Source organism: Ruegeria sp. CDSC079 (assembly GCF_059610505.1).
Window position 1 is genome coordinate 65,731 of sequence record NZ_JBXWNT010000011.1, and the last position, 18,171, is coordinate 83,901.

The window sequence follows — 18,171 nt, forward strand, 5'->3', positions numbered from 1 at the left end:
GTCTCAAAAGGGGATGACAAGCCGGATCGTTTGTGTTTTCTTGCGCCTGTAACATGAATGGAGGGATGCGAATGTATTACGGGATCTGGTTCGGCTAAAGCCATAACACTTGACCCGTAGGGGTGGTGTTCTGGCGCCATCTTTTTTCGCATGACTTGTTATCTGCTCAATCGGAGCACTCTCTATGTTTCGCTATTTCGAAAATCTCGTCGACCCTTTTGTCGACTACGAAGAAACCGACACGCCGCCGACACGGCTGTGGCCCTTTATGTTGAACTATTCCCGCCCTTTTATGCGGGTGTTCTTTTGGGCCGGATTGATTTCGGTCGTGGTGGCCGCGGTTGAGGTCGGTCTGATCTATTATATGGGTCGCGTTGTTGACTTGCTGTCCGCTCCGCCGGACGAAGTTTGGCAGACCCATAGTACGGAACTGATCCTGGTGGCGCTTTTTGTGCTGCTGCTGCGACCCATGCTGCATGTCGTTGACGTGCTGTTGCTGAACAACACGATCCTGCCGAATTTTGGCACTCTGATCCGTTGGCGCGCGCATAAGCACGTGTTGCGGCAATCGGTGGGCTGGTTCGAGAATGATTTTGCAGGCCGCATTGCCAACCGGATCATGCAGACGCCGCCCGCTGCGGGTGAGGCCGTGTTTCAGGTGTTTGATGCGATTTCCTTCTCGCTGGCATACCTGATCGGCGCAGCCATTTTGTTGATGACGGCTGATGCCCGGCTGCTGTTGCCGTTGTTGATCTGGCTCGTGCTGTATGGGTTTCTGGTGCATTGGACGGTGCAGCGGGTGGGACCGGCTTCGAAGGCGGCCTCAGACGCGCGCTCGGCCGTAACGGGCCGGGTTGTGGACAGCTATACCAATATCCATTCCGTAAAGATGTTTGCCCATGGGGCACAGGAACTGGATTATGCGCGCGAAGCGATCGAGGAAACCCGCCGTACCTTTCAGGCTGAGATGCGGATTTTCACCATCATGGATGCGGTTCTGGTTGCATTGAACGGGCTGCTGATCGTTGGTGTGGTTGGCTGGGCGATTGCTCTGTGGATGCAGGGCAGTGCTACGGTCGGTGTGGTCGCGGCGGCCACAGCCCTGACCCTGCGCCTGAACGCGATGACCGGATGGATCATGTGGGCGCTGACCAGTTTTTTCCGCCAGCTTGGTGTCGTTGCCGAAGGCATGGAGACGATCGCTCAACCGATCGACCTGTTGGATGCGCCGCAGGCCAAGCCCCTGCATCTGTCCAATGGCAAGATCGAGATTCGTAACCTGTCGCATCATTACGGTCGCAAGACCGGCGGGCTGGATCATATCAACCTGACCATCGAGCCGGGCGAAAAGATCGGTCTGATCGGACGGTCGGGGGCTGGGAAATCGACCCTAGTTAAGCTCCTACTTCGGTTCTACGATGTGGAGCAGGGGGCCATTTTGATCGACGATCAGGACATTGCTCGGGTCACTCAGGACAGCTTGCGCATCCATATCGGTATGGTGCAACAGGACAGCGCGTTGCTGCACCGCTCGGTGCGCGACAATATCCTCTATGGCCGCCCCGAGGCTTCCGAAGAGCAGATGATTGCCGCGGCCAAACAGGCCGAGGCGCATGAGTTCATCCTTGACCTGCAGGACCCGAAGGGGCGTACCGGCTATGATGCGCATGTGGGCGAGCGGGGCGTGAAGTTGTCAGGTGGTCAGCGGCAGCGGGTGACGCTGGCGCGGGTGATCCTGAAGGACGCGCCGATCCTGTTGCTGGATGAGGCGACCTCCGCGCTGGATTCCGAGGTTGAAGCGTCCATTCAGGAAACGCTCTATGGCATGATGCAGGGCAAATCCGTGATCGCGATTGCCCACCGCCTCAGCACCATTGCCCAAATGGATCGCATCCTGGTGATGGATGGCGGCCGGATCGTCGAGCAGGGCACCCATTCCGAATTGCTGTCACAGGGCGGGCTTTACGCCCAGTTCTGGGCACGGCAATCTGGGGGCTTCCTGAACACGGAGGCAGCTGAGTGAAACTTGCCGATCTCATAGATCCGTTCAAACCCACCGAAACGCCCCCGCCGCAAAGGCTGGGGGCGTTCATTCGCTGGTGCCTGTCCGGAGCTTGGCCGATGATCCTTGTCGCCTCCGTGTTTTCGGCCTCTGCCGGGGCGATGGAGGCCGGAACCGCCTGGATGCTGGGTCTGGTGATCGACATGGCAAACGAAAGCGGGCCGGATGGGGTTCTGACGGCGGGCAATCTTTGGATAATTGGAGGGGTCGCCGCATTTTTCATGCTGCTGCGACCGGCGCTGTTTGGTCTTTCGGCCTTTTCCAACAACTATATTGTCATGCCCAATATCCCGCCCCTGGTTCTGGCCAAGCTGAACCGGTGGACTTTGGGTCAGTCGGTGACCTATTTCGACGACGATTTTGCCGGGCGGATCGCACAGAAACAGATGCAAACTTCGAACGCGATGGCCTCGGTCGTGTCCGAGACGATAAGCGCAATGGTTTTTGCGCTGGCTTCTCTGGCAGGAACTTTGCTTTTGTTAGGGTCTATTCATCTGCTGGTCATGCTGCCCTTCGCCGCCTGGTTGGCGGTGTATTTCCTGCTGATCCGCTGGTATTTGCCACGCATCCGGGCACGCTCAGCGGCGCGGGCCGGGGCGCGGGCGATGGTGTCGGGGCAGGTGGTCGACACGATCACCAATATCAAAACCGTCAAGCTGTTCGCCCATTCCGAGTTCGAGGATCAGGCAGCCCGAAACTCGATGGTCGATCTGCGCCACAAGATGTTGGCCTTTGGCAAGCTCTCCGCCAGTTTTCGGTTCATCCTGATGGTTCTGGCCGGGGTACTGCCGGTGCTGCTGCTGGGGGTAACCTTGCTGCTGTGGCGGTCCGGGATGGCCAGCGCCGGTGATATCGTCGCGGCGGGCGCGATGTCTGTGCGGATTTCACAGATGACGGGCTGGGTCAGTTTCACCCTGATGGGGCTTTATGCCAATGTCGGCGAGATTGAGAATGGCATGAAAACCCTAGCCAAACGCGACCGGGTTGAGGATGCAGCCGACGCCACCCGGCTGAGCGCGCCCCAAGGCCAGATCGAGTTTGACCATGTCAGCTTTGCCTATGGCGGTGATATTGGCGGTGTGACTGACGTGACCATGACCGTACATCCCGGCGAAAAGCTGGGTATCGTGGGTGCGTCCGGTGCGGGGAAATCTACGCTCGTTTCGCTTCTACTAAGGCTCTATGAAGGGGAAAACGGCGCAATTCGGATTGATGGGCAGGATGTGTCACAGGTGACGCAGGACAGTCTGCGCAGTCAGATCGGGATGGTCACGCAGGAAACGGCGATGTTCAACCGCTCGGCGCGCGAGAATATCTTGTATGGCCGCCCCGACGCCTCAGAAGACGATATGATCGCGGCTGCGCAAAAGGCCGAGGCGCATGAGTTTATCCTTGGCCTGCGGGATGCCCATGGCCGCAAGGGCTATGATGCGCATCTGGGCGAGCGCGGCGTCAAGCTGAGCGGCGGTCAGCGGCAGCGGATCGCACTTGCGCGCGCCATCCTGAAAAACGCGCCGATTCTGGTGCTGGATGAGGCAACCTCGGCCTTGGATTCCGAGGTTGAAGCCTCAATCCAGACCGCGCTGCATCGGGTGATGCAGGGCAAGACGGTGCTGGCGATTGCACATCGGCTGTCGACGCTAAGCGAGATGGACCGGATCGTCGTTCTGGATCAAGGGCAGATCGTTGAAATGGGAAGCCATGACGACTTGCTGGAACAGGGCGGGCTTTATGCCCGGTTCTGGGATCGCCAATCGGGCGGGTTTATTCAGGCCGCCGCCGCCGAATAAGGGTTTTGTTGTGGGTAAAGCCCAGCTATCAGGCCCTCATGACGCAGCATTACAGCATTTTACGCCTTGGTCATCAGGGCGACGGCATCGCCGATGGACCGATCTACGCCCCCCGCACCTTGCCGGGGGAGGTGGTCAGCGGGACATTGGTTGGTCAAGTGCTGAGCGACATTCGGGTCGAGACCCCCTCTGACCAGCGGGTCAAAGCACCGTGCCGTCACTACAAAGCCTGCGGTGGCTGCCAGCTGCAGCATGCCGCGGATGATTTCGTCGCGGATTGGAAGGTCGAGGTCGTGCGCAACGCGCTGGCCGCGCAGGGGCTCGAGGCCCCGATGCGGCCGATCTATACCTCGCCGGAACGATCACGGCGACGGGCTACGATTGCGGTTCGGCGGACCAAAAAAGGCACCATGGCCGGGTTCCATGGCCGCGCCTCGGACACGATCACCGAGATTTCCGATTGTCATCTGCTTGATCCGGCCCTGATTGCAGCTGTCCCCGTGGCCGAGGCGCTTGCCCTTTTGGGTGGTAGCCGCAAAGGGGCGCTGGCGGTCACGCTGACCCTTTCTGATGGCGGTTTGGATGTCGCCGTCAAAGGGGGCAAACCGCTGGATGGTCCGCTTGAACTGGCCCTGGCACAGGCGACCGAGGCACATGGGCTTGCGCGGCTCAGCTGGGATGGCGAGGTGATCGCCTCGCGTCACGCCCCGATTCAGCGATTTGGCGTGGCGGCTGTCGTGCCGCCTCCAGGGGCATTCCTGCAGGCCACGAAGGACGGAGAACAGGCTCTATTAAAGGCAGTTCTGCAGGCAACCAAGGGCGCCAAGCGGGTTGTGGACCTGTTCGCGGGTTGCGGGACATTCTCATTGCCACTGGCCGAGGACGCCGAAGTACACGCGGTTGAGGGTGAGGCCCTGATGACCACCGCTCTGGATCAAGGCTGGCGTCGCGCGCAAGGCCTGAAACGGGTCACGACCGAGGCGCGCGACCTGTACCGCCGCCCATTGATGCCTGATGAGTTGAAGAACTTTGACGCGGTTGTCCTGGACCCGCCCCGCGCCGGGGCTGAGGCGCAGGTGGCCGAGCTGGCGCAGGCGCAACCGGCAGTGATCGCCTATGTCTCATGCAATCCGGTCACCTTCGCGCGGGACGCAAAAAATCTGATTAACGCAGGCTATACCCTTGAATGGGTACAGGTGGTTGACCAATTTCGATGGTCGTCACACACGGAACTTGCCGCGCGGTTTGCACTGAACCCCGCATCATGACCAAACAGGAGAGTTTCAGAATGGGGCTTGCCCAGCGCCTGCATGATATCACTGAAAACCCGACCTTCGGTCGGTTCATCACAGGTGTCATCATCTTCAACGCCATCCTGCTCGGCATGGAAACCTCACCGACTCTGATGGAGGCCGCGGGCCCCTTGATCGTGGTGTTGGACAGCCTCTGCCTGACCATCTTCGTTGCCGAGATCGCGCTGAAGCTGGTCGCCACGGGGCGGCGGTTCTTTACCAATGGCTGGAACCTGTTTGACTTCATCGTTGTTGGCATCGCTCTGATCCCAAGCGCCGGCGGCCTGTCGGTGCTGCGGGCCTTGCGGATCCTGCGGGTCCTGCGGGTGATCTCGGTCGCGCCACGGCTGCGTCGGGTGGTTGAGGGTTTCATCTCGGCCTTGCCGGGTATGGCCAGCGTTTTCCTGCTGATGGCGATCCTGTTTTACATCGGCGCGGTAATTTCAACCAAGCTGTTCTCGGGCACATTCCCGGACTGGTTCGGCGATTTGGGCCTGTCGGCCTATACGTTGTTCCAGATCATGACGCTGGAAAGCTGGTCCATGGGCATCGTGCGCCCGGTGATGGAGGTTTATCCCTATGCGTGGATATTCTTTGTGCCTTTCATCATGGTTACGACATTTGCAGTGGTGAACCTGTTGGTTGGTCTGATCGTGAATTCAATGCAGGATGCCCATCACGCCGAGGATGAGGTGAAAACCGATGCCTATCGTGATGAGGTGCTGGAAAGGCTGGAATCCATCGAACGCCGCTTGCTTGAGCAGTCGAACAGCAAAAAGTGATTTCAGTTTTCTGGATTTCTGGCATAATCACAAAAAAAAGCAGAAGCAGGCATTAAACATGGATCGTCGAGCATTTGGAATGGGTGCTGTGGCTACGCTGGGTCTTTCGGCCTGCGCCTCGGCCAACCCCAGATTTCTGGCCTATGATGGCCCCGAGGTGACCTCTATGGTCATCAACAAAAGCGCGCGGAAGCTTTATCTTCTGCACAATGAACATGTCCTCAAGGAATATAAGGTCGATCTTGGCTTTGCCCCCAATGGCACCAAAACAAAACGCGGCGACGGCCGCACGCCAGAGGGCACCTATCTGATCGACCGGCGCAATCCCAAAAGCCGCTATCACCTGTCGCTGGGGATTTCCTATCCGGATTCGAAGGATATCGCAGAGGCCAAGGCTGCGGGCGTTGATCCGGGCGGTGACATTTTCATCCACGGCGAGCCGAAAACCCGGTCCGAGAAAAAGCGTGCCAAGAAGCAATCGGATTGGACGGCAGGGTGCATCGCTGTCAAGAATGAAGAGATCGAAGAGATCTATGCGATGGTGAATCGCGGCACAGTGATTACGCTGCGCCCGTAACCGGCTTCCAGACGTCAAACCCGAATTGCATATAGTCGCGCTGGTAGGTTTCGGCCGCCAGCGCCTCAAGTTTGGTGTCATAGATATCGCTCAGTGAAAACGGGATATCTGGTCTGGTATTGCCGGGCGCGGGCGGGCTGTCATGACCCAGCCGCCGCGCCAGATCCGGCAGGGCAGTTGCAATTTCTTCCTCGCGCAGGATCAGATCCGGCAGGGCAAAACCGACTACGCCCTCCAACACCTGCGCCTGACTGCACCAAACGCCGTCAACGCGCACAGGGGTTTGTCCCGCCAGGTTTTGCCGCAGGAAGGTCAGAAAAGCCGAGAATGCCTCATAATGCTGTTCGATGGGGTAGTTTTCAGCGCGTAACTGTCCGGGGATCGGAAGCTTGAAACGGTTGCGCAGCATATTGCGGATTTTCAGATAGGCGCCGGGCTCGGTGCTGAGGATGTAGGAACAAAAGGCCGAATGTGCGCGTACCAGCGGGTGCCGCACCACGGTGAATTTGCGATGCCCCGGATGATCCTGTAACCACTGGCGGGTCTTTTTGCGGTTTTGATCAGTGATCAGGTCATCCGCACTGATTGAATCAAGCGCTGCCATCCATTGCTTCACAACCCCTTCAATGCCGCTCCGCACGGGCAGATACATTAACGGGGTTTTCGGCGTGGCGACATAGGTCGCAACGGCCGCGCCACGCCGGGGTTCAAAATTCGGAGTTCTGTGCAGGCTGAAACTGTCGATGCGCGATAAGGCCTGTTCGGTCTCATCAGGGTTTGTCACCTTGGACAAGGCCGGCTCAGGGTTTTGGGGTTTGAGCGTGTCGTCGATCGTGGTCAACCGACCCGATACCCCAAGCCAGGCCGCCAGGCCGTTCAGGCTGTCGAGCCGGTTCAGATCGTCGTAAGCGATGAAAAAGGCGGTTTGCCCGCTGGCCTGAAGATGATGCAGCAAAGTCAGTTGAAAGGCCTGTTGCTGGTCCAGATAGTTTTCGAACTCACGAGGGTTGAAGGCGATCTGCTCGGTGCGCCGCCGCTTGACGTTTTTCAGCTGCCATTGCTTGGTCTCGCGCGCAATCTTCAACGAGATATAGCTGTCCAGAGGGTTGCGCGTCAGAATGATCTTGGCGCAACTCGGATCATCTAAAACAGGCTCTAACACACGCGGATCATGGCCCTGGAAAAAGCGAAACCCGTTCATTTCACCCTCAGCTGATCGGATGGCGTTCAGCAGGGTTTTAGGGTCATTGTCGCGTTCTTCGAGAGTGACGCCCAGCAGGCTGTCCCCCTTTAGCCTGCCAATGAAATGAGGATTGAAGGCCTCACCATGGCTGGAGACACCTTCCAATGCGTTCAGATTTGCCTCAAGCAGGTTCGATCCGGTCCGCATGGCGGCAAGTATTACGAAATAGTCGAATTTGGATGACATGAAACGCTATTGCACCAGATATGGTTTTCGATAAGGCCTGAGTTGCCGGCCAAAAATGTCATCGGCTGGAAAATCTCCCATAAGATAAGGGTGCATACCCTGGTTCTTCAGGTTTTGCAGGAACTTCCCGAACCCGGACAGGTCGACCATCGTTGGGGCTTGGGTCAGGTGGCTGGGGTTCTGGCACCCGGTTTCTTCCAGAATGGATTGCAGAGGCTCCATCGGAGATTCCACAAACTCGGCCAGCGACCAGGTGCGCACTTTGGCCTTGGTCCAGACCGAAGTTAAAACCTCAAGCTGTTTGGTCTCGATTTGTTGCAGGCGGGCGGCTTCGTTACGGATATCCGCGAAATTTCCATTCGAACGGAACAGGGGAATGGCCCAGGCGCCTGTGACAACGGAAATCTGCGCATTTCTGTCGCGCGCCAGAAACCAGTTGATATCCTGCGTATCCGTGGGGCCAAATTGAAAGCACTGCCTCTCGCCCCGAGTATTCCATATCAGGTTCGACAAAAACGCCGTAGGATTATAGTCCCGCAGGCTGGCACAATCGCTTAGTGCGCCGTTGACCAGAGGCGCCCCGCCGGCGAATTCGGCACGTTCGGGACCGAAGAGGTGACCGTGGACCTTTGTTCCGGTGGCTTCCGACAGCCAGGGCTCGAAATCTGCGAACAGTTCGGTAAACCCTTGGAATACCGAATAGGGGAACGACGTCAGTCCGTTCTCGCTGCCGTGGCGGGGAAAGCGGCTTTGCATATACAGGCCATCCCGGCCTCGAGTCCTGCGCTCGACCGCTTTCGAGAACAACCGGTCGATTTTGCCCGGGTTGGGTTCTGTAGGCTTCATCGCCTGTGCCTGGTTGGTCAGAAACGCCTGATAAAGCCGATTGGCCTGGGGCCAGATCTTGCGTGCTACAAAACAGTCCGACCGTCGCAATAGCTGTAGATGATCGTCATAAAAGATATGCGGGCGACCTTGATAATCGAATTTGGACAGCGTCAGGGAGCGACTTTCGATATGTGTTGAATAAAGCCGAGTTAGAGTCTGAAAATAGCTTTCGTCGGGAATCCAGACGCGCCGGAAATAGCGATCATATGTTTTGCGTTTGGGATCTTGCAGAATGGCCGACAGCGTTTGACGGGTCAGGCACCACCATTGACTGCCCATATGCGGCACCAGACCTTCGGGTATCGACCGTCGGATTCCGATGGTCCGCTGTAGCTTTACGTAAGCGTCGAACAATTTGCGCTGTTTACGCCACGAGAACGGAAATCTCAGAGTAAATCGTTCCTGATCCAGTCCGCCAATCGTCCAGCTTACATCAGCTGTTGTCGCGCTTTCGATAAAGTCGACACGGGGCCGTTCCGCTAGATATGTGACCAGCTCATCGACGGGCCGTAGCGGCAGGCAGGCGCCCGAGGCCAGAAAGATATGGTGTACATCGGGAAAGGCCTTCAGCATCAGTTCAGCCGCTGATTGCGAGGCTGCAACAATGCCCCAACCGCCCCAGTTGCAGGTGTGGCGCTCCGAGAACCGGATCAGAGGTTCGTCCGCACAGGAGGCTACAAAGTCATCAAAAACAGTGTCCGCAACCTTGCGGTCGACATGGATCACCACCGGGCAGCCGGATGCCGCCCAATGGCGCGCGACCTGTTGCGCCCTTGGAAGCGCGGCATGCACCAGCATGATGACGCCAAGGCTGCTCATGCCCAGTTCCCTTTCGACATGAGGCCAAGAATCTCAAGCTGTCGCCAGTTTATATAAGCCTCGGACCAGTCGCACCAAAACACCGGACGGTCGTTCAGCCCTTCGGCATAGGCGCGATATTCGCCGGACCCGCGATAGTGCTGACGCCGCTCCATCTCTTCATGTGCCTTGTCGCCCAAGGTGTTGATCAGCTTGGCATGCAGCAACGCCCCGCTGGTTTTTTCGCCACCCCAATCGTCATAGACTTGGTTCAGCCCGCGTGGCAGCAGCGAATGGGTCGAACTGACATAGACATACCGACGGTCCCACTTGACCAGCGGTATCTTGTTCAACGCAGGCGCCTTTTCCGGAGCCTGGCGGAAAAAGACACGGGCGCGCGGCCCACCCTGTATCCAGAGATTCCCGTATTCAGGGTTTTTGCTGATCACATAATTCCCGGCATCGAACCAACGGGCAATTTCGAAGGGGTCTTGCCCTTCACGATAGGGTTCGGCATCTACCGGGCCCTGCGGGTACATGTCGATCAGCATGGTGCCGAAACTGCGGACGGCACAGCCATCAAGCCAGTCGGTCAGGGCACGAATGGGCCGCGTGTCGCAGAACGGATAGATGAAGAACTCATCCGGATCGACCGTCAGAACCCAGTGCCCATCGGCGTATTTGCGCAGCAGATAGTTCGACCAATCAGTGCCATATGTGGCCCGCTTATAGCTGCCGTTGGACTGCCAGACCGATACGTCCGGCTGACTACTCAGAAACTTGCGGGTGCCGTCGTCGCTGTTGTTGTCCACAAACAAAAAGCGATCAACGCCAAGTTTTCGGTAATATTCCAGAAAATAGGGCAGGCGGATTTTTTCGTTTCGCACCACGCTCATCAACAGGATGTCACCGGGTTGAATGGCGTTGGTTTTGTCGGAAACCGCTTCTAATTCGCGCCGTTTGCGAACGCAACGCAACAGGCGGCGCTTGCGCCGCAATCTCATTCGGTATGAATCCAACAGGCTCACGCGACTGCCCAACCTTCGTTTATACGCGAGCATACCCGGGGCCTGAACAAGCCAGAGTGGAGCCGGGCTAATGCCATTTTATGCCACTTTACCATCTAATGAAGCAACGCATTTAAAAGTAGTTAGTCCGAAACGTTGTTTTTCCAGTCAGTTTTGCCCATCAAGCCAAGCTCACACAGTTGGCGCCATCCGATATATTCCACCGATTGTGGATCCCACATGATCGGGCGGTTAATTATGCCATCATAATAGTTGTCGAACTCTGCCGGGTCGTGAAAATGCTGCGCTCGGGTTTTCTCGATTCTTGATTTGATGACCACCTCGGGCAGGAACTTTGTGTGCAGTAGCACGCCCGAAGGGCCGTGGCTCTCCGGTCCGTCATAGGTGGCGTTCAAATCTCGGGGCAGGGCGGAATGGCAGGAGTTCACGTAAGCATAGTGCCTCGACCAGCGTACCAGCGGTATTTTGTTTAAAGTTGGTGACCGCTCGGGCCGGTCAGCAAAAAACACGCGTTCCCGTGCACCGCCCTGAACCCAGAGATTGCCCAGCGGCGATTGCCGTTTGGCGCGCAACGGGCCTGGATCAAACCAGCCCAAAACTTCGGTCGGGTCGGTCCCGGGGTCATAGGGCTGTGTGCCGAGCTGTTCTTTGGGGTACAGGTCCAACATCAAGGCTCCGAAAGCGTCGCGCCCCTGTGCCTCTAGCTGTTGGGTCAAATCCTGCAGCGGATGGCTGTCCCATTCGGGATAGATAAGCAACTCATCCGCATCCACCATCAAAGTCCAATGGCCGTGACCAAATCGCATCTGTAGCCAGGTCAGCCAATCCAGCCCGTATCGTGAGGCGCGATAGCTGGCATCGGTTTGCCACAGGGATACATCCGGTTGATCTTTCAGATATGCGACCGAGCCATCAACGCTGCCGTTGTCCACGATCAGAAAATGATCAACGCCCAGCGACCGGTAGTGATGGAAATACCAGGGCAGGCGCGTGATTTCATTTCGCAGGGTGGTAAAGACCAGTATCGCACCCGGGCGTATCTGGTCGGTTCGGTCGACCAGTTGGGTTAACTGATGGCGGCTGCGAAAGGATCGCCACAACAGCCGCCTGCGTTTCAGGCGCAAGCGATAGCGTTGCACCCATCCGATTGGCGGCAGGGTATCGCTCACGCGGCCCTCATCTGTCGTAATGCCCGTTCTGATGCCAGCGCCAGGCATCGGCAATCATCGTCTCTAACACGGACCTTTTGGGGGACCAGCCCAGTTCTTGCCCGGCCCGGTCCGAGCCCGAAACCAGCTTGGTGCAATCTCCGGCGCGGCGTGGACCGATTGTATAGGGCACCGCGCGATTGGTGACGGATTTCGACTGTTCGATCACCTCCATCACTGAAAAGCCGGACCCGGTGCCCAGATTGAAAACGCGACTGTCTTTGCCCTGTTCCAGCCAGCGCAGCCCCAGAACATGCGCGTCAACCAGATCGCAGACATGCACGTAATCGCGGATACAGGTGCCATCGGGCGTGTCATAGTCGGTTCCGAACACAGTCAGCCCGTCGCGCTTGCCGTCAATCGCATCCAAGATCAGCGGAACCAGATGGGTCTCGGGGCGGTGAAATTCGCCTACCTCTCCGTCCGGATCGGCGCCAGCCACGTTGAAGTAGCGAAAAATCACGTGGTTCATCCCGTGAGCGGCCTGGAAATCACGCAGGATATCCTCGATCGCGCGTTTGGAGGCGCCGTAAGCGTTCAGTGGATTTTGCAGGGTGTTTTCGTCCAGGACCACATTGTCATGTTCGCCATAGGTGGCGCAGGTCGACGAAAACACGAAATCCAGACATCCAGCCGCCACGGCGGCCTCGATCAGGGTCAGCGAACCGGTGACATTGTTCGCCCAATATCTTCCGGGTTCGGACATCGCCTCACCCACCTGGCTGAGCGCGGCGAAATGCATCACGGCAGCGGGCTGATACTTGGCAAAAACCTCATCCAACCGTGCCCGGTCCAGCAGATCACCCTGTGCGAACGGGCCAAATTTGACCGCGTCCTGCCAACCGGTGATCAGGTTGTCATAGGTGACAGGTGTGTACCCGGCCAGCGCCAGCGCCTTGCAGGCATGGGATCCGATATATCCGGCACCGCCGGTTACAAGGATATGTGTCATATCAGATCCCGTTATTCCGGTTTTTCAGGGTGCGACAGCCTGCGGCACTCAGTCCAGCCCCATCGCGGCCATCATCTCTTCAAGTTTGGGAACGTCCTGCGGATTGTTTAGTTCCCAGAACTGGCGGCCTTTGGATTCGACCTCAACACACAGAACCTTACGCCCGTTTTCCATGAAACGCAGCTGTTCCAGCCCTTCCAGTTGCTCTAATGGACCGACAGGCCAGGACGGATAAGCCGCCAGCGCGTCAGGGCGGTAGGCATAGACGCCTACATGGTGAAACACCGGCGTTTCCTCCCCACCCGCATAAGTCTGTGAAGTAAAGGGCACGACCTCTTTCGAGAAATACATCGCGCCGTGATCGGCGGCGAAAACGGCGGTTGTTCCACCGACGCGCCCGTGTTTGCGGTCATTCAGCAGGCTGTTGAGCGCATCGCCGTCGCAGCGCAGAACCGGAGTGGCCACCCCAGCCTTGGGTGCGGCACGCAGACCGGTGATCAGATCTTCGACGAACCAATGCGGGGTCAGCGGTGCATCGCCCTGCAGGTTCACCACGATGTCATAGCTTGCGCCCAGCACATCATGCGCTTCGGCGCAGCGTTCGGTGCCATTGCCACAGGTTTCCGAGGTCATCACAACCTCGGCCCCGAACCCTTCGGCCACCTCGCGAATGCGGTCGTCATCGGTGGCAACCACAACGCGGTCCACGCCCGAGACCGAACTGGCCGCGCGCCATGACCGCTCGATCAGAGTCATTGCATTGCCACTGGCCCCGGTGAGCGGCACCAGAGGTTTGCCCGGATAGCGGGTCGAGGCGTAGCGGGCGGGAATGGCGATCAGAACGGACATCAGGCCTCCTTCAGGTCTACACCCGGAGCGTAGGCGATAAAGAACGGGTTTGCATAGCCGTCCTTGCCATAGGTCAGCGGCGCATGATTGTCGAACCGGACAACTTTGCCGCCCGCACCTGTCAGCACGGCGTGACCTGCTGCGGTATCCCATTCCATCGTGCGGCCAACGCGGGGATAGATATCTGCCTCGCCCGTCGCAATCAGGCAGAATTTCAGCGACGAGCCCGCGCTTTTGCTGTCCTGCACTTGATATTTGTTGATGTAATCGTCGGTCGCCTGGTCACGATGTGACTTCGAGGCCACGACCAAAAGCGCGGAATTGTCTGGATCAGAGACCGAAATCGGAGTCACGGCGCCGGGTTGATCCTTGTCCAACGCGCCGGTTTCCTCGACCGATTGCCCGTCGGCCAAAGTATAGAACATCCGGCCGCGGGCTGGCGCATAAACCACGCCACGCGTTGGGGTGCCGTTTTCGACCAGCGCGATATTAACGGTGAAATCGCCGCGCCGGTTGATGAACTCTTTGGTGCCATCCAGCGGATCAACGATCAGGAACGTATCGCCTTTTTCAGAATGCGAGGCGGCCTGTTCCTCAGTCACCAGCAGGATATTGGGGAACGCCGCGCGCAGACCGGCCGAGATCAGCGCATCGGCGGCCTCATCTGCTTCGGTCACGGGGCTGGCATCGGATTTGACCTTCACGTCAAACCCATCCGAGTTATAGATGTCCATGATCGTATCGCCCGCTTCCAGGGCCAGACGTCGGATGACGGGGATGAGGGCATCATAGGTCACAAAAAAGCTCCGTTCCTGTGATTTGTTGATCGAATAACCTGACGGCCTTATGCTGTGCTGGTTACGGAACGGCAAGAATTTCGTGCCAGATTGCAGGCAATAATACAGGAAAGACGCTTCGGGTGTTTTATTACAAGCGAAACCGGTCGCTTATAGGCGGTGCGTTTACGACGGCGGAACTGGTGTTTCACGCCGTGGTCCGGAATGTCCGATCTCAACACAGCAATGCTGTGCTTTCGGTGCTTATCAATATTTTCCAGGTTCTGGTGCTGGTGAGTGTGTTTTACGTGATCATGTCCCTTCTTGGCGCGCGCGTTGCCAAAATCCGGGGTGAGTTCATTCTGTATCTGCTGTCTGGGGTTTTCCTGTTTCTGACGCATATTAAAGCCGTCGGTTCGGTTTCCGGAGTGGACACGGGTAATAACCCGATGATGCTGCATTCGCCGATGAACATGATGGTCGTGCTTATGGCTGCTGCTTTCGGGTCGCTGTATACTCAGGTTTTGACAATCGTTATCATCCTGTTTGTCTACAGCGTATCGGTTGCTCCGCTGGAAATTCAGGAGCCCGGTGGCGCCTTTGCCATGCTGATGCTGGCCTGGTTCACGGGCTGTGCGGTCGGCGTGGTGTTCATGGCGATCAAGCCCTGGTTTCCGACCACTGCCACGATCATGAGCACGATTTACCGGCGCCTGAATATGGTGTTCTCGGGAAAAATGTTCGTCGGCAATGCGCTGGGCGGGTTCATGTTGACCATGTTCGCCTGGAATCCGTTGTTTCACATTATCGACCAGTGTCGGGGTTTCGTTTTTCGAAATTACTATCCGCGCAATACCAACTGGGAATATCCTGTCTGGGTCGGGTTGGCTCTGTTGTTGATCGGCTTGCTTGGAATTTTCTTTACCCGCCAGCATGTGTCGCAAAGCTGGAGCGCACGCCGTTAACCCGCCACGCGCAAGGTCAGGTTGATCCGCCCGCCTTTTGGCAACAGTTTTGAAGACCCGAAACGAATGCGATCTACCCCGTGATAGGTTAGGCGCGCGGGTCCGCCCATCACAACAACATCGCCCGAGCCAAGCCAGATCGATTCCGTTTTGCCCCCTCGGGTCGTGTTGCCAATGCGGAACAACGCGTCGTCACCTAATGAGATCGAAAGGACCGGCCAGGAAAAATCGGCCTCGTCCTTATCCTGATGCAGGCCCATTCGCGCCCCTTCGCCATAGTAGTTGACCAAGCAACAATCGGGGTCACGTTCGGGGCTGGCAAGATCGCGCCAGATATCCAGAATGCAGTCTGGAATGGTGGGCCATTCCATGCCCTTTGGATGGTGCGGCTGGTACCTGTACCCGTTCTTGTCAGTGACCCAACCCAGCGCCCCGGCCGAGGTCATGCGAACAGACATTTCCTTGCCCGAAGGGGTGGTCGGGCGGAACAAAGGTGCTGATTTCAGAATCGGACGCAACAGCGTGATCAGCTGTGCCTGGGCAGCTCCGTCAAGGTAAGCTTTCCTGATTTCAAAACCGCGTAAAAGCAGCCGCGCCATTCCAGATTCCTCAATCCTTGCCAAAACCTTGCAAAAAAGGCTGCAGATTCCTGAAAACCTGCATTTGTGAATGCTTGCAGGCCCCTGTTCCCGTCCTTATATACGCCGGGACGCGCGATGGTGTAGGACCATTGCGCAAATCAGATCGGGGCCAGATGCCATAACGGGTCGGGCCTCGGGACATCGCCTTGAAGAGAAAGGGATTGAACATATGGGAAAAGTAATCGGGATTGACCTCGGCACCACCAACTCGTGCGTTGCCATCATGGACGGCTCGCAGCCGAAGGTCATCGAAAACGCCGAAGGGGCCCGGACCACGCCCTCGATCGTCGCCTTCACCGAAGATGAGCGACTGGTCGGTCAGCCTGCGAAACGCCAGGCGGTCACCAACCCTGACAACACGGTTTTTGGCGTCAAACGCCTGATCGGTCGTCGTGTAGATGATGCCGAAGTCGAAAAAGACAAGAAAATGGTACCATACGCCATCGTTGATGGCGGCAATGGCGACGCGTGGGTCGAAGCCCGCGGTGAAAAGTACTCCCCAAGCCAGATTTCGGCCTTCACTCTGGGCAAGATGAAGGAAACCGCTGAAAGCTACTTGGGTGAGGAAGTCACACAAGCCGTTATCACCGTTCCGGCCTATTTCAACGACGCACAGCGTCAGGCGACCAAAGATGCCGGTAAAATCGCCGGCCTGGAAGTGCTGCGGATCATCAACGAACCGACAGCTGCCGCTCTGGCCTATGGTCTGGACAAGGAAGAAACCCAAACCATCGCGGTTTATGACCTTGGTGGCGGCACCTTCGACGTAACCATTCTGGAAATCGACGACGGGTTGTTCGAGGTTAAATCGACCAATGGCGACACCTTCCTGGGTGGTGAAGACTTTGACATGCGCATCGTCAACTACCTGGCGGATGAGTTCAAAAAGGAACACGGTGTCGATCTGTCCCAGGACAAGATGGCGCTGCAGCGTCTGAAAGAAGCTGCGGAAAAAGCCAAGATCGAACTGTCCTCGACCTCACAAACCGAGATCAACCAGCCGTTCATCTCGATGGGCGCCAACGGCCAGCCGCTGCACATGGTCATGAAACTGACCCGTGCCAAGCTGGAATCGCTGGTTGGTGATCTGATCAAGAAGTCGATGAAGCCCTGCGCGGCTGCTCTGAAAGATGCTGGCCTGTCGGCTGGCGATGTAGATGAGGTTGTTCTGGTCGGTGGTATGACCCGGATGCCGAAAGTGATCGAAGAGGTCACTAAATTCTTCGGCAAAGAGCCGCACAAAGGTGTGAACCCGGACGAAGTGGTTGCCATGGGCGCCGCCATTCAGGCCGGTGTTCTGCAGGGTGACGTCAAAGACGTTGTTCTGCTGGACGTGACACCGCTGTCGCTGGGTATCGAAACGCTGGGTGGTGTGTTCACCCGACTGATCGACCGCAACACCACGATCCCGACGAAAAAGTCTCAGGTCTTCTCGACCGCCGAAGACAACCAGAACGCCGTGACCATTCGCTGTTTCCAAGGGGAACGTGAAATGGCTGCGGACAACAAGATCCTGGGCCAGTTCAACCTCGAAGATATCCCGCCAGCACCGCGCGGCATGCCGCAGATCGAGGTGACTTTTGACATTGACGCCAACGGCATCGTCTCGGTTTCGGCCAAGGACAAAGGCACTGGCAAAGAGCAGAAGATCACCATCCAGGCATCGGGCGGCCTGTCCGACGAGGACATCGAAAAGATGGTCAAGGACGCCGAAGAGAACGCGGAGGCCGACAAGGAACGCCGCGAGCTGGTCGACGCAAAGAACCAGGCGGAAAGCCTGATCCACTCGACAGAAAAGTCGATGGAAGAACATGCCGACAAGGTTGATCCAACAACCATCGAAGCCATCGAGCTGGCGATTGCCGCGCTGAAAGACGAGCTGGAAACCGAGAATGCCGACAAGATCAAGTCGGGCATCCAGAACGTTACCGAAGCGGCCATGAAGCTGGGCGAAGCCATCTACAAAGCGCAAGCTGAAGACGGCGAAGATGAACCTGCCGCTGCGGATGCTGCACCGGGCGAGGATGACATCGTCGATGCCGAGTTCGAAGATCTGGACAACGACAAGCGTAGCTAACGGGTAACCGGGCCAATTCGGGCCGGTCCGGTCACCGGGCCGGCCCGATTACGTTGA

The 18,171-nt window shown here is 57.5% G+C and carries 15 protein-coding genes; 7 read left to right on the forward strand and 8 right to left on the reverse strand.

What is annotated here, in order from left to right; translation table 11 throughout:
* Nucleotides 1-184 precede the first annotated feature (184 nt).
* From AC2FIC_RS18365 to AC2FIC_RS18385, 5 genes are read left to right on the forward strand one after another with little or no spacing between them, the layout of a single operon-like run.
* Nucleotides 185-2,023 carry an ABC transporter ATP-binding protein gene (locus AC2FIC_RS18365; protein ID WP_496708261.1) on the forward strand — a complete coding sequence of 613 codons (1,839 nt, stop codon included), beginning with the start codon at nucleotides 185-187 and terminating at the stop codon, nucleotides 2,021-2,023.
* Nucleotides 2,020-3,852 (forward strand): ABC transporter ATP-binding protein, encoded by a 1,833-nt coding sequence (locus AC2FIC_RS18370; RefSeq protein WP_496692613.1) that lies wholly within the window; start codon nucleotides 2,020-2,022, stop codon nucleotides 3,850-3,852. The genes AC2FIC_RS18365 and AC2FIC_RS18370 overlap by 4 nt, the downstream gene beginning before the upstream one ends.
* 38 nt (nucleotides 3,853-3,890) lie before the next feature.
* Nucleotides 3,891-5,120: a class I SAM-dependent RNA methyltransferase gene (locus AC2FIC_RS18375; protein WP_496692614.1), complete on the forward strand. Its 1,230-nt coding sequence runs from the start codon at nucleotides 3,891-3,893 to the stop codon at nucleotides 5,118-5,120.
* 20 nt (nucleotides 5,121-5,140) lie between these two features.
* Nucleotides 5,141-5,926 carry an ion transporter gene (locus AC2FIC_RS18380; RefSeq protein ID WP_496678699.1) on the forward strand — a complete coding sequence of 262 codons (786 nt, stop codon included), beginning with the start codon at nucleotides 5,141-5,143 and terminating at the stop codon, nucleotides 5,924-5,926.
* Nucleotides 5,927-5,984: 58 nt separating this feature from the next.
* Entirely contained in the window at nucleotides 5,985-6,503 is a 519-nt protein-coding gene (locus AC2FIC_RS18385) for a L,D-transpeptidase family protein (protein WP_142637369.1), read from the forward strand.
* On the opposite strand, the gene AC2FIC_RS18390 is transcribed toward AC2FIC_RS18385, so the two are convergent.
* The 7 genes from AC2FIC_RS18390 to cysQ all read right to left on the reverse strand — a co-directional run bounded on the left by AC2FIC_RS18390 (nucleotide 6,487) and on the right by cysQ (nucleotide 14,452).
* On the reverse strand, nucleotides 6,487-7,932 hold the full coding sequence (locus AC2FIC_RS18390) for a nodulation protein NodH (protein WP_496692615.1): 1,446 nt from the start codon (nucleotides 7,930-7,932) through the stop codon (nucleotides 6,487-6,489). The two genes, AC2FIC_RS18385 and AC2FIC_RS18390, sit on opposite strands and share 17 nt — an antisense overlap.
* A 6-nt stretch (nucleotides 7,933-7,938) precedes the next feature.
* Nucleotides 7,939-9,639: a DUF5927 domain-containing protein gene (locus AC2FIC_RS18395; protein ID WP_496692616.1), complete on the reverse strand. Its 1,701-nt coding sequence runs from the start codon at nucleotides 9,637-9,639 to the stop codon at nucleotides 7,939-7,941.
* On the reverse strand, nucleotides 9,636-10,622 hold the full coding sequence (locus tag AC2FIC_RS18400; RefSeq protein WP_496692617.1) for a glycosyltransferase family 2 protein: 987 nt from the start codon (nucleotides 10,620-10,622) through the stop codon (nucleotides 9,636-9,638). The genes AC2FIC_RS18395 and AC2FIC_RS18400 overlap by 4 nt, the downstream gene beginning before the upstream one ends.
* A 146-nt stretch (nucleotides 10,623-10,768) precedes the next feature.
* A complete protein-coding gene (locus AC2FIC_RS18405; protein WP_496692618.1) occupies nucleotides 10,769-11,863 on the reverse strand; it encodes a glycosyltransferase family 2 protein in 1,095 nt (364 codons plus the stop codon).
* A complete protein-coding gene (galE, locus tag AC2FIC_RS18410) occupies nucleotides 11,823-12,806 on the reverse strand; it encodes a UDP-glucose 4-epimerase GalE (protein WP_496692619.1) in 984 nt (327 codons plus the stop codon). The genes AC2FIC_RS18405 and galE overlap by 41 nt, the downstream gene beginning before the upstream one ends.
* Before the next feature lie 48 nt (nucleotides 12,807-12,854).
* Nucleotides 12,855-13,655, reverse strand: coding sequence for a 3-deoxy-manno-octulosonate cytidylyltransferase family protein (locus AC2FIC_RS18415; RefSeq protein ID WP_496692620.1), 801 nt, complete (start codon nucleotides 13,653-13,655; stop codon nucleotides 12,855-12,857).
* Nucleotides 13,655-14,452 (reverse strand): 3'(2'),5'-bisphosphate nucleotidase CysQ, encoded by a 798-nt coding sequence (gene cysQ / locus AC2FIC_RS18420; RefSeq protein ID WP_142637355.1) that lies wholly within the window; start codon nucleotides 14,450-14,452, stop codon nucleotides 13,655-13,657. The genes AC2FIC_RS18415 and cysQ overlap by 1 nt, the downstream gene beginning before the upstream one ends.
* A 122-nt stretch (nucleotides 14,453-14,574) precedes the next feature.
* On the opposite strand from cysQ, the gene AC2FIC_RS18425 reads away from it, so the two are divergent.
* Nucleotides 14,575-15,396: an ABC transporter permease gene (locus tag AC2FIC_RS18425; RefSeq protein WP_496692621.1), complete on the forward strand. Its 822-nt coding sequence runs from the start codon at nucleotides 14,575-14,577 to the stop codon at nucleotides 15,394-15,396.
* Here the strand turns inward: AC2FIC_RS18425 and AC2FIC_RS18430 are convergent.
* Nucleotides 15,393-15,995, reverse strand: a complete 603-nt coding sequence (locus tag AC2FIC_RS18430; protein ID WP_496692622.1) for an alpha-ketoglutarate-dependent dioxygenase AlkB family protein — start codon at nucleotides 15,993-15,995, stop codon at nucleotides 15,393-15,395. The genes AC2FIC_RS18425 and AC2FIC_RS18430 overlap by 4 nt on opposite strands.
* A 211-nt stretch (nucleotides 15,996-16,206) precedes the next feature.
* Here AC2FIC_RS18430 and dnaK point away from each other — a divergent pair, with 211 nt between their 5' ends.
* Entirely contained in the window at nucleotides 16,207-18,114 is a 1,908-nt protein-coding gene (gene dnaK / locus AC2FIC_RS18435) for a molecular chaperone DnaK (RefSeq protein ID WP_281973405.1), read from the forward strand.
* The last annotated feature ends 57 nt before the right edge of the window (nucleotides 18,115-18,171 follow it).

Bases quoted from the DNA above. Each gene is read 5' to 3' on its own strand.
- AC2FIC_RS18405 (WP_496692618.1), bottom strand. From the start codon at position 11,863: ATGCCTGGCGCTGGCATCAGAACGGGCATTACGACAGATGAGGGCCGC.
- AC2FIC_RS18385 (WP_142637369.1), top strand. From the start codon at position 5,985: ATGGATCGTCGAGCATTTGGAATGGGTGCTGTGGCTACGCTGGGTCTT.
- dnaK (WP_281973405.1), top strand. From the start codon at position 16,207: ATGGGAAAAGTAATCGGGATTGACCTCGGCACCACCAACTCGTGCGTT.
- AC2FIC_RS18415 (WP_496692620.1), bottom strand. From the start codon at position 13,655: ATGTCCGTTCTGATCGCCATTCCCGCCCGCTACGCCTCGACCCGCTAT.
- AC2FIC_RS18390 (WP_496692615.1), bottom strand. From the start codon at position 7,932: ATGTCATCCAAATTCGACTATTTCGTAATACTTGCCGCCATGCGGACC.
- AC2FIC_RS18430 (WP_496692622.1), bottom strand. From the start codon at position 15,995: ATGGCGCGGCTGCTTTTACGCGGTTTTGAAATCAGGAAAGCTTACCTT.
- AC2FIC_RS18375 (WP_496692614.1), top strand. From the start codon at position 3,891: ATGACGCAGCATTACAGCATTTTACGCCTTGGTCATCAGGGCGACGGC.
- AC2FIC_RS18365 (WP_496708261.1), top strand. From the start codon at position 185: ATGTTTCGCTATTTCGAAAATCTCGTCGACCCTTTTGTCGACTACGAA.
- AC2FIC_RS18395 (WP_496692616.1), bottom strand. From the start codon at position 9,639: ATGAGCAGCCTTGGCGTCATCATGCTGGTGCATGCCGCGCTTCCAAGG.
- AC2FIC_RS18380 (WP_496678699.1), top strand. From the start codon at position 5,141: ATGGGGCTTGCCCAGCGCCTGCATGATATCACTGAAAACCCGACCTTC.
- AC2FIC_RS18400 (WP_496692617.1), bottom strand. From the start codon at position 10,622: ATGAGATTGCGGCGCAAGCGCCGCCTGTTGCGTTGCGTTCGCAAACGG.
- galE (WP_496692619.1), bottom strand. From the start codon at position 12,806: ATGACACATATCCTTGTAACCGGCGGTGCCGGATATATCGGATCCCAT.